Below are 15,046 nucleotides of genomic sequence, written 5' to 3' on the forward strand. Positions count from 1 at the left end.
ATGCGCAGGTGGTGCCGATGGAGGACATGAACCTGCATTTCACCGGCGATTTCCACGCCATCACCAGCGCGCACAGCCTTCTGAGCGCGATGATCGACAACCACATCTACTGGGGCAACGAGGCGCAGATCGATCAGCGCCGGGTCACCTGGCGCCGCGTCGTCGACATGAACGACCGCAGCTTGCGCCAGATCACCTCGAGCCTCGGCGGCGTCGCCAACGGCTTTCCGCGCGAGGACGGGTTCGACATCACCGTCGCCTCCGAGGTCATGGCGATCCTCTGCCTCGCGCGCGATCTCAAGGATCTCGAACGTCGCCTGGGCGACATGATCGTCGCCTACCGCCGCGACAAGACGCCGGTCTTCTGCCGCGACATCAAGGCGGCGGGCGCGATGACGGTGCTGCTGAAGGACGCGATGCAGCCCAACCTGGTGCAGACGCTGGAGAACAACCCGGCCTTCGTGCACGGCGGGCCGTTTGCCAACATCGCGCATGGCTGCAACTCGGTCATCGCCACGACGACGGCGCTGAAACTCGCCGATTACGTGGTGACAGAGGCGGGCTTCGGGGCCGACCTGGGCGCCGAGAAGTTCATGAACATCAAGTGCCGCAAGGCCGGGATTGCGCCTGATGCGGTGGTGATCGTGGCGACGGTGCGGGCGATGAAGATGAACGGCGGCGTCGCCAAGGCCGATCTGGGCGCCGAGAATGTCGAGGCGGTGAAGGCCGGCTGCCCCAACCTCGGGCGGCACATCGCCAACGTCAAGAGCTTCGGCGTACCGGTGATCGTGGGCATCAACCACTTCGCCGGGGACAGCGAGGCCGAGGTGCAGGCGGTGAAGGACTACGTCGCCGAGCAGGGGTCGGAGGCGGTGCTCTGCAAGCACTGGGCCGAGGGCGGCGCCGGCATCGAGGAGATGGCGCGCAAGGTGGCGGATCTGGCCGATTCGGGGGCGGCACAGTTCAAGGCGCTCTACCCGGACGAGATGCCGCTCTTCGAAAAGATCGAGGCGATCGCCAAGGGCATCTACCACGCCGACGGGGTGGATGCGGACGGCAAGATCAAGGCGCAGCTGAAGGAGTGGGAAGCGCAGGGCTACGGAACCCTGCCGATCTGCGTGGCCAAGACGCAGTATTCCTTCACCACCGACCCCACCCGCCGCGGTGCGCCGACGGGCCACCGGCTGCCGGTGCGCGAGGTGCGGCTGTCGGCGGGAGCGGGCTTCGTCGTGGCGATCTGCGGCGAGATCATGACGATGCCGGGCCTGCCCCGGGTGCCGGCGTCCGAGAGCATCCGGCTCAACGACGAGGGGCTGATCGAAGGGCTGTTTTAAGGCGCCTTCGCGCACGAAGGCGCCGAACCGGACAGAGCGGGTTGGCAAAGCCAACCCGCGGAGTCCGGCACGGTGGAAATGGGGCGGGGTGGAAAGAGGCACCGGTCCCGCCACCCTGCGACACCCCGCCCGGCCGAGAGACCCCACGCCGAACCGCCGCGGCCCAAGGCCGCGCCGGTGCCTCCGGCGGAGGTTTTTTGAAACCGGAGAAGGGGCGGGGTCGGTCCTTTGATCCTTCGTCCCGCGGAAGGTGGCGCGGTCGGGGGGATGCCCGGAACGGTCGCGGATTCACGCTCGGTGACTTCGACGCCGGAGGAGGGGCGATCGCAGGGCGCGGTGGCGGAGGTTGGCACGGTGGGTTGTAACCCCACCCTACGCGCGGACGGGGACCATGGTACCGGTGAGAAGGGCGATATGCGTCTCGGCGCCCCCGGCCTCGGCATAGACATCCGCCGCGACGACCACCAGCCGCTTGCCGGGACGGATGACGCGTCCGCGGGCCAGCAGCCGGTCGCCGCGGGCGGGGGCGAGCAGGTGGATGCGCATCTCGGACGTCACCACCTCGTTTTCGGGCGGCAGCAGGGTCAGCGCCGAATAGCCTGCCGCCGAATCGCCGATGGCGAAGGTCAGTGCCGCATGGCCGAAGCCCTGCTGCTGGTGGGCCAGCGGCAGGATCGGGGCGGCGATGGTCACGCGGCCCTCGGCCACCGACTCCAGCGTCGCGCCGAAGGTGGTCATCATGTCCTGCCGGGTAAAGCTGGTGCGGATGCGGGTGTCTATGTCCATGGCGCCACTTGAGCGCAGGGCGCGGCCCGGCGCAAGGGGGCAGGCGCAAGGGCTCACGCGCGCACCGTCCTCCGCGGCATCGGGATGGCGCAGGGCGTCGGACCGGTGAGGATCGCCTGTGCGCCGGGGGCCATCAGCGCGCTGAGCTCCGGCCCGTCGCAGCGCAAGCCGCCGGTATAGGCGCCAAAGGCGGGCAGGATCAGCCTGGCATCGTCGAGCAGGAAGCAGGGCCGCGACAGCATCCGGCCGCGCAGGCTGAGCCGTGCCTTGGGATGGTAATGTCCGCTCACCTCGGCGCTGGCGTCGCTGGCGATATGGCGGAAGGTCAGCGGCCCCAGCGTCATTTGCGCCCGGTGCGTGCCGCCCAGACCCACCGGGCCGGGATCGTGATTGCCCTCGATCCAGGTCCAGTCGCGCCCGGCCTGTAGCCGCGCGATCCACATCAGGTCTTCTTCGGGCAGCGCCGCCCCCGCCGCCGGGCTGTCGAAACTGTCGCCGAGGCAGATCACCGACCGCGCGCCGGTGTGGGCCAGGTCCCGTTCCAGCCGCAACAGCGTCTCGCGCGTCTCATAGGGCGGCAGCTGCGCGCCGCCCAAGGCCGAGAGCCGCGCGGATTTGCCGAAATGCAGGTCGGATACCACCAGCAGGTCGCGCGCGGGCCAGTGCAGCGCCCCCGAGGGCAGGGCGGCCAGCGCGGCCCCGGCAAAGGTGAAATCGAAGCGGTTCATGCTTTGTTCATGGCGCAAGCGGCGCGCGGTGACAAGAGGCCACCGCGCCTGTCGTCAGGCCCACTCGCCCTTGCGGAAGACCGGCACGCGGGTGCCATCGGCCGCGATCCCGTCGATATCGGTCTCGGGCCCGCCGATCATCCAGTCGACATGGATCAGGCTGGCATTGCCGCCCTTGTCAGCGATCTCCTCGGCGCTGAGGTCGCCGCCGTTCAGGAAGCACTTGGAATAGCACTGCCCGAGCGCGATGTGGCAGGAGGCGTTTTCGTCGAAAAGCGTGTTGTAGAACAAAAGCCCCGAGGCCGAAATCGGCGAGGAATGCGGCACCAGCGCCACTTCGCCCAGCCGCGCGGCGCCCTCGTCGGTGCCCAGCAGTTCCTTCAGCACCGCTTCGCCTTTTTCGGCGCGGGCCTCGACGATGCGACCGCCCTCGAACCGCACCTCGATGCCGTCGATCAGGCTGCCCTGGTGCGACAGCGGCTTGGTCGACCGTACGGTGCCGTCGACCTTGTGGGCGTGAGGCGTGGTGAAGACTTCTTCGGTCGGCACGTTCGGGTTGCAGACGACGCCGTTCTTGGCCTCGGACGCGCCGCCGTGCCATTCGTGATCCCGCGCGAGGCCTACGGTCAGGTCGAGGCCCGGGCCGGTGTAATGCAACGCGTCGAACCGCTGGCCGTTCAGCCATTCCGTGCGCGCCCGCAGCGTTGCATTGTGCTCGGCCCAGGCGGCGACGGGATCGTCGCGGTCGACGCGGGAGGCGGCAAAGATCGCGCGGGCGAGCTTCGTCACCGCCTCGTCCTCGGGCAGGTCGGGGAACATGCGCCGCGCCCAGGCGGCGCTGGGATAGGCGGCGATGGACCAGTTGATCTCGAAGTTCGAGATCTTCTCGAGCGCCGGCTTGTAGGCCCGCGACTGCGCCTTGCCGGCGCGGGACACCTTTTCGGGATTCTCGTCCGACAGCAGCATCGGGTCGTCGCCGACGATGGCCAGCCGCGCGGCGCCGGCCTCGTAGGCGCGTGCCATGCCGTCGAAGAGCCAGCCCGGCGCGCGGTCGAAGCTGTCGTCCGGCGCGTGACGGTAGCGCGCCAGCGCCAACGCGCTGTCCGACAGGATCGGCGTCACCAGTCCGGCGCCGGCGCGATAGGCCTCGACCGTGACGCGGCGCAGCAGCGGCAGCGCCTCCACCGGCGCGGTGACCACGAGGTCCTGGCCCGCGCGCAGGGCAAGCCCGGTGTGCACGATGACCTTCGCAAGCTTATCGAGTTCTGCGCCGAAACGGCTGTCGATATCCATCTGCTGCTCCTTTGGTGTTTGCCGCGAAATCTGGGTCAGGCCCCTGCCAAGGTCAAGCGCCCCGCTCATGCGAAACGGCCCGCCACCGGGGCGGGCCGTCGCAAAGCCGCGGGGGCAGCGTATCAGGCGAAGCGGCCCGCCCGTGCCTTGACGAAATGCGGGTTGCCGTAGACCGCCGAGCCGCCCAGCTCGTCCGCGATGCGCAGCAGGCGGTTGTATTTCGCGGTGCGGTCCGAGCGCGACAGCGACCCGGTCTTGATCTGGCCGCAGTTGGTGGCCACGGCGAGGTCGGCGATGGTCGTGTCCTCGGTCTCGCCCGAGCGGTGCGACATCATGCAGGTGTAGCCGGCTTTGTGCGCGCGATCCACGGTGTCCAGCGTTTCGGTCAGCGACCCGATCTGGTTGATCTTGATCAGGATCGAATTGGCGATGCCGTTCTCGATCCCGGCGTTCAGGTACTTGACGTTGGTGCAGAAATTGTCGTCGCCGACCAGTTGGCATTTGTCGCCAATCGCCTTGGTGATCGCCTGCCAGCCGGCGGTGTCGTTCTCGGCCATGGCATCCTCGATCGAGATGATAGGGTAGTCGGCCACCAGCTTCTGCAGATACTGGCTGTGCTCCTCGACCGAACGGACGAGGTTTTCGCCCTTGTAGTCGTAGCCGCCGCCGTTCGCATCGGTCCAGAATTCCGAGGTCGCGGGATCGAGCGCGATGGCCACCTCGGACCCCGGCTTGAACCCGGCCTTTTCGATGGCTGCCATCACGTAATCCAGCGCCTCGACCGCGTTGGCCACGTCGGGGGCAAAGCCGCCCTCGTCGCCCACGTTGGTGGCATGACCGTTCTTCGACAGCTCCTTTTTCAGAGTGTGGAAGATCTCCGCGCCCATGCGGATCGCCTCGGCCATCGACGGGGCGCCCACCGGCATGACCATGAATTCCTGGAAATCCAGCGGGTTGGCCGCATGCGCGCCGCCGTTGATGATGTTCATTGCCGGGATCGGCAGCACATGGGCGTTGGCGCCGCCGACATAGCGGTACAGCGGCACGCCCGCACTGGCCGCCGCCGCCTTGGCCACCGCCAGCGACACCGCCAGCACCGCGTTGGCGCCCAGTCGGCCCTTGTTGTCGGTGCCGTCGAGGTCGATCATCGCGTGATCGCAGCCGCGCTGGTCCTCGGCCTCCATGCCGATCAGCGTGTCGCGGATCTCGCCGTTGATGTGGCCCACCGCCTTCTGCACGCCTTTGCCCAGGAACCGGCCGCCGCCGTCGCGCATCTCCAGCGCCTCGCGCTCGCCGGTTGAGGCCCCCGAGGGCACCATGGCCGAACCGAAGGCGCCATCGGCGAGGATCACATCCGCCTCGACCGTGGGATTGCCGCGGCTGTCGAGAACTTCGCGCGCCTTGATATCCGAAATCTGCGTCATAAGAACTTTCCCTTGTAAGGACTCGGGCAACCTATAACCCGGCAGATGCGCCGAGGAAAGCCGTGCGACGGAACTTGTGTTAGCGGTACCATGCGGCGGCACCTTCCCGCCCGCAGCGCGGGCCGGGCCGCTCGACATTCCCATGCGAAACGATAGTTCTGGACCAAAGGAGTGCGCCCCATGTCCTACACCCGCCTGATCTACGCCTCCCGGCCGTTCGGATATGACAACGCCATGCTGGCGGGCATCCTGCTGGACGCGCGCCGCTGCAACAGCCGCGACGACATCACCGGGGCGCTGATCGCGCGCGGCGATCTCTACCTGCAACTGCTCGAAGGGCCGGATGCGCCGGTGCGCGACGCCTTTCGCCGCATCGCCCGCGACGACCGGCACGTCGACGTCCAGGTGCTGGTGACACGCCGCACCGACCGCCGGATGTTTCCCGGCTGGTCGATGCGCGACGATCCGGCGAAATCCTGGATGTGGTCGCAGCGCGAGGTGGCGCAGGGTGCAGTGGAGAAGGCCAGCGAGGCCGAGGTCGAGGCAGTCTTCACCCGCCTCTGGCGCGAGGCGCTGCACTGAGCGTTTGGCGTTGCCTCCGACCCGCCTGACGCTGCCTGAAAATCAGGGAGTTCCGAGCGCCAGGCGATGCATCACGCTTCACGCCGAACGCAAGACGCTCCGGACGACACGAAAGGATTTGCCATGATGCTCTTTCATCACCGCAACCGCGACCGCAACGCCGACACCCGCCGCGTCTACGCATTGTTCGAGATCGCGCATACGGCGGTCGATTTCCTCGCCGCGCTCTGTTTCCTCGTGGGTTCGGTCCTGTTCCTCTTTCCGGCCTTCGAGACCCCCGCGGTCTGGCTCTTCATCCTGGGGTCGGTCTTCTTCATGGCCAAACCCACCCTGCGCCTGGTGCGGGAACTCAAGCTCTGGCGCATGGGCAAGCTCGACCGCCTGGCACGGCGCGAAACCGGCGATCCATAGGCCCCCTTCATCTTGCCGATAAACTCCGGAGAGCACGAGAGACAGCGTCTCTCGTATCGCCCGGGGCACCCGGGCGATCCCGCGAAGCGGCCAGCGCCCCTTTCCCCCAATCCCCCGATCCGCTAAGACCGCGCCAGACGCAACGCATGCAGAGTGAAGACCGATGAAATTCACGCTTTCCTGGCTCAAGGACCACCTTGAGACCGACGCCTCCGTCGACGCCATCGCCGAGGCCCTGACCGATCTCGGGCTCGAGGTCGAAGGCATCGAAGACCCCTCGAAGCGTCTGGGCGACTTTACCATCGGCAAGGTCCTGCACGCCGAAAAGCATCCCGATGCGGACAAGCTCAAGGTCTGCCGCGTGGCCACCGACGAGGGCGAATTGCAGATCATCTGCGGCGCGCCCAACGCGCGCGAGGGCATCACCGTCGTTGTCGCCAAGCCCGGCACCTACGTTCCGGGCATCGACACCACCATTGGCGTCGGCAAGATCCGCGGCGTCGAAAGCTACGGCATGATGTGTTCCGAACGCGAGATGGAGCTTTCGGACGAACACGACGGCATCATCGAACTGCCCTCTGGCGAGGTCGGGCAGCGGTTCACCGACTGGCTGGCGCAGAACCGCCCGCAGCAGGTCGACCCGGTGATCGAGATCGCCATCACCCCGAACCGCCCCGACGCGCTGGGCGTGCGCGGCATCGCCCGCGATCTCGCCGCGCGCGGCCTCGGCACGCTCAAGCCGCGCGAAACCGACCCGGTGCCGGGTGCCTTCCCGTGCCCCGTTTCCGTGAGCATCGACGCCGACACCATCGAGGCCTGCCCGATCTTCTACGGTCGTCTTATCCGCGGGGTGAAGAACGGCCCCAGCCCCGCCTGGCTGCAGACCGCGCTGCGCGCCATCGGGCTGCGGCCGATCTCCTTCCTCGTCGACGTGACCAACTTCTTCACCTACGACCGCAACCGCCCGCTGCACGTCTTCGACGCCGACAAGCTCAAGGGCGGGCTGCGCATCCACCGCGCCGCGGGCGGCGAGACGATGATGGGTCTCGATGACAAGACCTACAGCTTCCAGCCCGAGATGACGCTGATCTCGGACGAGGCCGGCGTGCAGTCCATCGCCGGCGTCATGGGCGGCCTGCCCACCGGCGTCACCGACGAGACCACGAATGTCTTCGTCGAGGCGGCCTATTTCGACCCGATCCGCACCGCCTACACGGGCCGCGCGCTCAAGATCAATTCCGACGCCCGTTACCGGTTCGAACGCGGCATCGATCCCGCGTGGACTCCGCAGGGGCTCGAGCATGCAACGCGCATGATCCTCGACCACGCCGGCGGCGAGGCCTCCGAGGTTGTGGTCGCGGGCGCCATTCCCGACACCTCCCGCGCTTACAGGCTCGACCCGGCGCGCGTGGTATCGCTGGTGGGCATGGAGATCCCCGAGGCCGAGCAGCGCGCCACGCTCGAGGCGCTGGGCTTCACGCTTCAAGGCGACATGGCGCAGGTGCCCAGCTGGCGCCCGGACGTCATGGGCGAGGCGGACCTCGTCGAAGAGGTGGCCCGCGTCGCCTCGCTGACCAAGCTTCAGGGCAAGCCGCTGCCGCGCGTGCAGGCAGGCGTGCCGAAGCCGATCCTGTCGCCGGTGCAGAAGCGCGAACAGGCCGCACGGCGCACGGCGGCGGCGCTTGGCTACAATGAATGCGTGACCTACAGCTTCATCGACAAGGCGGCGGCGACGCTTTTCGGCGGTGGTGACGATGCGACGATGCTGGCGAACCCGATCAGCTCGGAAATGAGCCACATGCGCCCGGCGCTTCTGCCCGGCCTGCTGCGCGCCGCGGCGCGCAACCAGGCGCGCGGCTTCGCCGACCAGGCGCTGTTCGAGGTGGGCGCGGCCTTTCACGGCGGCGAGCCCGAGGAACAGCACCTGCTGGTGTCGGGCCTGCTTGTGGGGCGCACCGGTCCCAAGGATGTGCACGGCGCGGCCCGCGCGGTCGACCTCTTTGATGCCAAGGCGGATGCCGAGGCGCTGCTTGCGGCGATGGGCGCGCCCGCCAAGGTGCAGATTCTGCGCGGCGCCAGCGACTGGTGGCACCCCGGGCGGCACGGCAAGATCTGCCTCGGCCCCAAGAAGGTGCTGGGCATTTTCGGCGAATTGCACCCCAAGGTCCTGCGCGAGATGGACGTGAAGGGCCCCGCCGTGGCCTTCACCCTCTGGCCTGCGGAGATTCCGCTGCCGCGCAAGACCGGAGCGGCACGCCCGGCGCTGACGCTCAACGACCTGCAACCGGTGGAGCGCGATTTCGCCTTCGTCGTCGATGCCGAGGTGGCGGCGCTCGACCTCGTCAATGCCGCTGCCGGAGCCGACAAGGCGCTGATCGCCGACGTGCGGGTCTTCGACGAATTCATCGGCGGCAGCTTGGGCGAGGGCAAGAAGTCGCTGGCCATCACCGTGCGCCTGCAACCGGTCGACAAGACCCTGAAAGAGGCCGAGATCGAGGCCGTGGCGGCCCGGATCGTCGAGAAGGTGACCAAGGCCACCGGCGGCACGCTGCGCGGCTGAACCGGGGCGCGGGCGGTTGCCCGCGCCGCCGCGCGCCTTAGGTCATGCCGAAACGACATATCGAGAGGACAGATCACCATGGGCCTGAACGTCTATCTTTCCGGGGAGATTCACACCGACTGGCGCGAGCAGATCATCGACGGCGCGCAGGGGCTCGACATCACCTTCACCAGCCCGGTCACCGATCACGCCGCCAGCGACGACTGCGGCGTGACCATCCTGGGCGAGGAACCGAACAAGTACTGGCACGACCACAAGGGCGCCATGGTCAACGCCATCCGCACCCGCAAGGGCATCGAGGATGCCGACGTGGTCGTGGTCCGCTTCGGCGAGAAGTACAAGCAGTGGAACGCGGCCTTCGACGCGGGCATGGCGGCGGCGCTGGGCAAGTCGCTGATCGTGCTGCAGCAACCCGACCACGACCACGCGCTGAAAGAGGTGGACGCCGCGGCACTCGCCGTCGCGCGGGAACCGGGGCAGGTGGTCGACATCCTGCGCTACGTTCTGACCGGGACGCTGCCGGGCAAATGATCCTGCGGGGCCAAAGCATTCGAATCTTCTCTCGATAAGACTCAAGACACCTGACGCGTCCCGCAGATCAGGCTGCGACAGGTGATCCGATTCAAGCGCAATGACTCAGAGCACCACGATGCCGGTGTGTTTGGCCTTGTGCTCCGGCTCCACGTGGATGGTGACGGCGCACTGGCTGATCTCGGCCTTGATCGCGGCCTCGATCCGGTCGCAGATGTCGTGGGCGTCTTCGACACTCATCTCTCCGGGCACCACGAGGTGAAACTCGATGAAGGTCGCGGCCCCGGCGTTGCGGGCGCGCAGGTCATGTGCCTCCACAGCGCCCTCGGCATTTTCCGAAATCAGCGTGCGCATCTGCTCGAGCTCGGCGTCGGACACGCTTTCGTCCATCAGCCCGCCGATGGAACCGCGCACCACCACCCAGCCCGACCACAGGATGTTGACCGCGACCGCCGCAGCCAGCGCCGGATCGAGCCAGTGCCAGCCGGTCAGCACCGCCAGCGCCACGCCCGCCGTCACCCCGACCGACGACACCACATCGGTCAGCAGGTGCCGTCCGTCCGCGGCCAGCGCCGGTGAGGACAGCCGCCGCCCGGCGCGCAGCAGCACCAGGCACCAGGCGCCGTTCAGCACCCCGGCCAGCAGGTTGATGGCGATCCCCGCATAGGGCGCGTCGAGCATCCGAGGCGACATGAAGGCGCCATAGGCTTCGCGCATGATCAGCAGGGCGGCGACGACGATCATCACGCCTTCGAGCACGGCGCTGAAATATTCCGCCTTGTGATGGCCGAAGGGATGGCTCGCATCCGCTGGAACGGCCGCCACCCGCAAGGCGATCAGGGCGGCGATGGCTGTCGCGACGTTGACGATACTTTCCAGCGCGTCGGACAGGAGCGCGACCGATCCGGTCATCCACCAGGCGAGTGTCTTGATCGCCAGAACCGTGATGCCGACGGCGATGCTGCCCCAGGCGATCTTGATGGCATTGGTCATCGCGTCCAACCGCTCCGTGTCGCGTCTGGCGCGGTGATAGCGCCGCACCAATCGCGCCGCAACCGGCAGGGTGAACGAAAACAGCCCGCGCGGTCGGCGTGGGCTGTCGGGCAAAGCGGAGGTGTCTCAGCCGCGCTTGAGCGCGTCGCGGATTTCCAGCAGCACGTCGAGCTCGGACGGGCCGGTGTCGACCTCGGGGGCGACCTCGTCGGGCTTTTCGGCGGCGGATTTCACGCGGTTGACCATCTTGACCAGCAGGAAGACGACGAAGGCGATGATCAGGAAATTGATGACCGCCATCAGGAAGCTGCCCACGGCAAAGACCGGCGCCCCGGCCTCTTTCGCTACGTCGAGGGACGGATGTTCGGACCCGTCGAGCGTGTAGAACCAGCCGGAGAAGTCGATTCCGCCGGTAAAGAGCGCGATGATCGGATTGATGATGTCGCCCACCAGCGACGTGACGATGGCCGTGAACGCGGCGCCGACGATGATGCCGACGGCCATGTCCATGACATTGCCCTTGGCGATGAAATCCTTGAATTCGTTAATCATTGTGTCCCCACGTTTGACTTCGTTCTGATTGTTTCAGAAGCGTTGACAGTAAAAGCGCAGGGCGGGGAATGGCACAAGCGTTTTGCGCGGGCAGCGGGAAAAGCCCAATCGCTTTCCCCGCTCCGGCAAACGGTCAGCTTTCGCGGAGGATCACCTGCGGCGAGGTCACGTCGATCCCCAGCGCCTTGCCCACGGCAAAGTAGGTGAGTTTGCCGGCGTGCACGTTGAGCCCGTCCAGAAGGTGCGGATCGTCCTGGCAGGCCTGTTTCCAGCCCTTGTCGGCGAGGTCCAGCATGAACGGCATGGTGGCGTTCCCCAGCGCGATGGTCGAGGTCCGCGCCACGGCGCCCGGCATGTTGGCGACGCAGTAGTGCATGATCCCATCGACCTCGTAGACCGGGTCCTGGTGGGTGGTGGCCTTCGAGGTCTCGAAACAGCCACCCTGGTCGATGGCGACGTCGACGAGCGCCGCGCCGGGCTTCATCTCGGACAGCTGCGCGCGGCTGATGAGCTTGGGGGCGGCGGCGCCGGGGATCAGCACCGCGCCGATCACCATGTCGGCCTGGCGCGCGAGCTCGATGGTGTTGCCGGCGCTGGCGTACATGGTCTTGAACGTGCCGCCGAAAACGTCGTCGAGGTAACGCAGACGCGGCAGCGAGCGGTCCAGGACCGTGACGTCTGCACCCATCCCGGCGGCGATGCGCGCGGCGTGGGTGCCGACGACGCCGCCGCCGATCACCATGACGCGGGCCGGCGCGACGCCGGGCACGCCGCCCATCAGTACGCCGCGGCCGCCGTTGGCCTTCTGCAGCGTCCAGGCGCCGACCTGCGGCGCCAGGCGGCCCGCCACTTCGGACATCGGCGCCAGCAGGGGCAGGCCGCCACGCGGGTCGGTCACGGTCTCATATGCGATGGCGGTGCAGCCCGACGCGAGCAGGTCGCGGGTCTGGTCGGGATCGGGGGCGAGGTGCAGATATGTGAAGAGAAGCTGGCCTTCGCGCAGCATCTTGCGCTCCACCGCCTGGGGTTCCTTGACCTTCACGATCATGTCGGCGGTGGCAAAGATCTCTTCCGCCGTGTCGATGATCGCCGCACCCGCCTCGACATAGTCGGCATCCTCGAATCCCGCACCACGGCCCGCACCGGCCTGCACGATCACCTCGTGGCCGTGCGACACCGCCTCGCGCGCGGCGTTCGGGGTCAGCCCGACGCGGAATTCCTGGGGTTTGATCTCTGTCGGACATCCGATTTTCATGGCCTGGCCTCCTTGCACTGGCTTTTGCAGCGGATAGCGCAGCAGGCGCGCAATTACTCTGTCGATTTCTCCGGCTGTTTGCGCGATCATTCGCAGACTCTTCGACAAACCGGCGCTTGAACGAAAGGATTCTCCGGCGATGACCCTGGACGAGACGGATCGGCGGATTCTCCGTGCCCTGCAGGCTGGCGGGCGCATTTCGAACGCGGACCTTGCGGAGGCCGTCAACCTGTCGCCCTCGGCCTGTCACCGCCGGGTGCAGCGGCTCGAGGCGTCGGGCGTGATCGCGGGCTACGTGGCTCTTCTCAATGCGCGCAAGCTGGGTATGCCGACCTATGTCTTCGTGGAGATCAAGCTCGCCACCCAGGCCGACGAGGTGCTGGACGCCTTCGAAAAGGCCGTGGCGCGGGTGCCGCATGTGCTGGAATGTCACCTGATGGCGGGCAGCGCCGACTACCTGCTCAAGATCGTGGCCGAGGACACAGAGGATTTCGCCCGCATCCACCGGCAATACCTGACGCGGCTGCCGGGGGTGACGCAGATGCAGTCGTCCTTTGCACTGCGCACGGTGTTCAAGACCACGGCGCTGCCGGTCTGACTTGCGCCCGTCGCCTGCGGGGATAGTCTGCGCGCCATGGACTGGGATCACATCATCGTCGGCGCGGGCAGCGCCGGTTGCGTGCTGGCAAAGCGGCTGAGTGCCGCGGGCCGCCGTGTGCTGCTGCTCGAGGCCGGCGGGCGCGACAATTACCATTGGGTGCACATCCCGATGGGCTATCTTTATTGCATCGGCAACCCACGCACCGACTGGTGTTTCCGCACCGCCGAAGAGCCGGGGCTGAATGGCCGGTCGCTGCTCTATCCGCGCGGCAAGCTGCTGGGCGGCTGTTCGTCGATCAACGGCATGCTCTACCTGCGCGGTCAGGCGGCGGATTACGATGGCTGGCGCCAGATGGGTCTGACCGGCTGGGGCTGGGAGGACGTTCTGCCCTATTTCATGAAATCCGAGGATTACGTCGACGGCCCGTCCGAGGCGCATGGCACGGGCGGCGAATGGCGCGTCGAGAACCAGCGCCTGCACTGGGACGTGCTGGACCACTGGCGCGACGCGGCCGTGGCGACGGGCATCCCGGCGGTGGCCGATTTCAACACCGGCGACAACGAGGGCGTGGGTTATTTCCGCGTCAACCAGCGCAATGGCTGGCGGATGAACACCGCCAAGGCGTTCCTGCGCGGCGCGCCGAAGGACAAGCTGAAGATCGAGACGAAGGCGCAGGTTTCGACGCTGCTGTTCGACGGGCCCCGTGTCGTGGGGGTGCGTTGGCACCGCGGGGACGAGGTGTTCGAGGCGCGCGCGGCGGGCGAGGTGATCCTGTCGGCAGGGGCCATCGGATCGCCGCAGATCCTGCAACTCTCCGGCATCGGCCCGGGCGAGGTCCTTCAGGACAACGGCATCGCGCCGGTCCACGTCTCGGACGCGGTGGGCGCCAACCTGCAGGACCATCTGCAACTGCGCTGCGCCTGGCGTCTGACCGGGGCCAAGACGCTGAACACACTGGCCGGGTCCTGGCTGGGCAAGGCGCGGATCGCGGCGGAATACGCGCTGAAACGCTCCGGGCCGATGTCCATGGCCCCGAGCCAGCTGGGTGCCTTTTCGAAGTCACGCCCAGATCTTGCGACCGCCGACCTGGAATACCACGTGCAGCCGCTGAGCCTTGAGGCCTTCGGCCAGCCGCTGCACGGCTACCCGGCGATGACCGCGAGCGTCTGCAACCTGCGCCCGGAAAGCCGCGGCACGGTGCGGATCACCGGCCCGGATTTCCGCGCCTCACCCGAGATCCGGCCCAATTACCTGAGCACCGAGGCCGACCGGCAGGTGGCCGTGGCCGCCATCCGGCAGGCGCGGCGGATCATGGCGCAGGCGCCGATGCAGCGCTACGCGCCGGAAGAGGTGAAGCCGGGGGACGGGATCGACAGCGACGTGGACCTCGCGCGCGCGGCGGGTGACATCGGCACGACGATCTTTCACCCCGTGGGCACGGTCCGGATGGGAGAGGATGCGGGCGCGCCGCTGGACGCCAGCCTGCGCTTTCGCGGGTTGGATGGCCTGCGCGTCGTCGATGCCAGCGTGATGCCGCGGATCACCAGCGGCAACACCAACGCGCCGACGATCATGATCGCGGAAAAGGCCGCGGATCTTGTCCTGCAAGGGGCCTGACGGTGCCGCCGGGCCGCGTTTTTCTCGAGAAAAACGGAACGGAAATCTCGAGATTTCCGGCCCTGAAAACGACAAACCCCCGAAGCGGCTGCCCGGGGGTCGTCAATGCGTCTTGCGTGTCGGAAATGCCGTTTAAAGCATGCCTTCGCGTTGCGCCTTCTTGCGTGCCAGCTTGCGGGCACGGCGGATCGCTTCGGCTTTCTCGCGCGCTTTCTTCTCGGACGGCTTCTCGAAATGCTGCTTGAGCTTCATTTCCCGAAACACGCCTTCGCGCTGGAGCTTCTTCTTCAGGGCACGGAGCGCCTGATCGACATTGTTGTCGCGAACACTAACCTGCATGTGGTTTTCACCACCTTTCTAAGTTTGAGTTGCAAGGATT

The 15,046-nt window shown here is 67.3% G+C and carries 15 protein-coding genes; 7 read left to right on the forward strand and 8 right to left on the reverse strand.

Annotation, left to right across the window (positions count from 1 at the left end; all coding sequences use genetic code 11):
- On the forward strand, positions 1-1,334 hold a 1,334-nt coding region (locus DU478_RS21130; RefSeq protein WP_114512849.1), incomplete at its 5' end, for a formate--tetrahydrofolate ligase.
- A 372-nt stretch (positions 1,335-1,706) separates the two neighbouring features.
- Here the strand turns inward: DU478_RS21130 and DU478_RS21135 are convergent.
- The 4 genes from DU478_RS21135 to eno form a co-directional block, all read right to left on the reverse strand.
- The gene (locus DU478_RS21135; RefSeq protein WP_114512850.1) at positions 1,707-2,120 is read right to left on the reverse strand and encodes a PaaI family thioesterase; all 414 of its coding nucleotides are present in this window, start codon (positions 2,118-2,120) and stop codon (positions 1,707-1,709) included.
- Between the two features lie 53 nt (positions 2,121-2,173).
- Positions 2,174-2,848 (reverse strand): ligase-associated DNA damage response endonuclease PdeM, encoded by a 675-nt coding sequence (pdeM, locus tag DU478_RS21140; RefSeq protein ID WP_114512851.1) that lies wholly within the window; start codon positions 2,846-2,848, stop codon positions 2,174-2,176.
- 54 nt (positions 2,849-2,902) lie between these two features.
- Positions 2,903-4,141 (reverse strand): aminopeptidase, encoded by a 1,239-nt coding sequence (locus DU478_RS21145; protein ID WP_114512852.1) that lies wholly within the window; start codon positions 4,139-4,141, stop codon positions 2,903-2,905.
- Between the two features lie 122 nt (positions 4,142-4,263).
- Positions 4,264-5,565, reverse strand: a complete 1,302-nt coding sequence (eno, locus tag DU478_RS21150) for a phosphopyruvate hydratase (RefSeq protein ID WP_114512853.1) — start codon at positions 5,563-5,565, stop codon at positions 4,264-4,266.
- Between the two features lie 180 nt (positions 5,566-5,745).
- On the opposite strand from eno, the gene DU478_RS21155 reads away from it, so the two are divergent.
- The 4 genes from DU478_RS21155 (at position 5,746) to DU478_RS21170 (ending at position 9,649) form a co-directional block, all read left to right on the forward strand.
- On the forward strand, positions 5,746-6,147 hold the full coding sequence (locus tag DU478_RS21155; RefSeq protein ID WP_114512854.1) for a BLUF domain-containing protein: 402 nt from the start codon (positions 5,746-5,748) through the stop codon (positions 6,145-6,147).
- Positions 6,148-6,270: 123 nt separating this feature from the next.
- A complete protein-coding gene (locus DU478_RS21160) occupies positions 6,271-6,558 on the forward strand; it encodes a YrhK family protein (protein ID WP_114512855.1) in 288 nt (95 codons plus the stop codon).
- A 163-nt stretch (positions 6,559-6,721) separates the two neighbouring features.
- Complete coding sequence (gene pheT, locus DU478_RS21165) at positions 6,722-9,118, forward strand: phenylalanine--tRNA ligase subunit beta (protein ID WP_114512856.1); 2,397 nt, start codon at positions 6,722-6,724, stop codon at positions 9,116-9,118.
- A 78-nt stretch (positions 9,119-9,196) separates the two neighbouring features.
- On the forward strand, positions 9,197-9,649 hold the full coding sequence (locus tag DU478_RS21170) for a YtoQ family protein (protein WP_114512857.1): 453 nt from the start codon (positions 9,197-9,199) through the stop codon (positions 9,647-9,649).
- 105 nt (positions 9,650-9,754) lie between these two features.
- On the opposite strand, the gene DU478_RS21175 is transcribed toward DU478_RS21170, so the two are convergent.
- The 3 genes from DU478_RS21175 to ald all read right to left on the reverse strand — a co-directional run bounded on the left by DU478_RS21175 (position 9,755) and on the right by ald (position 12,449).
- Positions 9,755-10,642, reverse strand: a complete 888-nt coding sequence (locus DU478_RS21175; protein ID WP_114512858.1) for a cation diffusion facilitator family transporter — start codon at positions 10,640-10,642, stop codon at positions 9,755-9,757.
- A gap of 126 nt (positions 10,643-10,768) precedes the next feature.
- Positions 10,769-11,194 carry a large conductance mechanosensitive channel protein MscL gene (mscL, locus tag DU478_RS21180; protein ID WP_114512859.1) on the reverse strand — a complete coding sequence of 142 codons (426 nt, stop codon included), beginning with the start codon at positions 11,192-11,194 and terminating at the stop codon, positions 10,769-10,771.
- A gap of 133 nt (positions 11,195-11,327) precedes the next feature.
- A complete protein-coding gene (gene ald, locus DU478_RS21185; RefSeq protein WP_114512860.1) occupies positions 11,328-12,449 on the reverse strand; it encodes an alanine dehydrogenase in 1,122 nt (373 codons plus the stop codon).
- A 139-nt stretch (positions 12,450-12,588) separates the two neighbouring features.
- Between ald and DU478_RS21190 the strand changes: the two genes are divergently transcribed.
- Together DU478_RS21190 and DU478_RS21195 are read left to right on the forward strand one after the other, a co-directional pair.
- Complete coding sequence (locus DU478_RS21190; RefSeq protein WP_114512861.1) at positions 12,589-13,047, forward strand: Lrp/AsnC family transcriptional regulator; 459 nt, start codon at positions 12,589-12,591, stop codon at positions 13,045-13,047.
- Positions 13,048-13,083: 36 nt separating this feature from the next.
- Positions 13,084-14,667 (forward strand): GMC family oxidoreductase, encoded by a 1,584-nt coding sequence (locus DU478_RS21195; RefSeq protein WP_114512862.1) that lies wholly within the window; start codon positions 13,084-13,086, stop codon positions 14,665-14,667.
- A gap of 132 nt (positions 14,668-14,799) precedes the next feature.
- Here DU478_RS21195 and rpsU read toward each other — a convergent pair whose 3' ends face one another.
- Positions 14,800-15,006 carry a 30S ribosomal protein S21 gene (gene rpsU, locus DU478_RS21200; RefSeq protein ID WP_008207378.1) on the reverse strand — a complete coding sequence of 69 codons (207 nt, stop codon included), beginning with the start codon at positions 15,004-15,006 and terminating at the stop codon, positions 14,800-14,802.
- Between the last annotated feature and the right edge of the window lie 40 nt (positions 15,007-15,046).

The sequence above is a fragment of the Thalassococcus profundi genome, assembly GCF_003344785.1.
Classification (GTDB): domain Bacteria; phylum Pseudomonadota; class Alphaproteobacteria; order Rhodobacterales; family Rhodobacteraceae; genus Puniceibacterium; species Puniceibacterium profundi.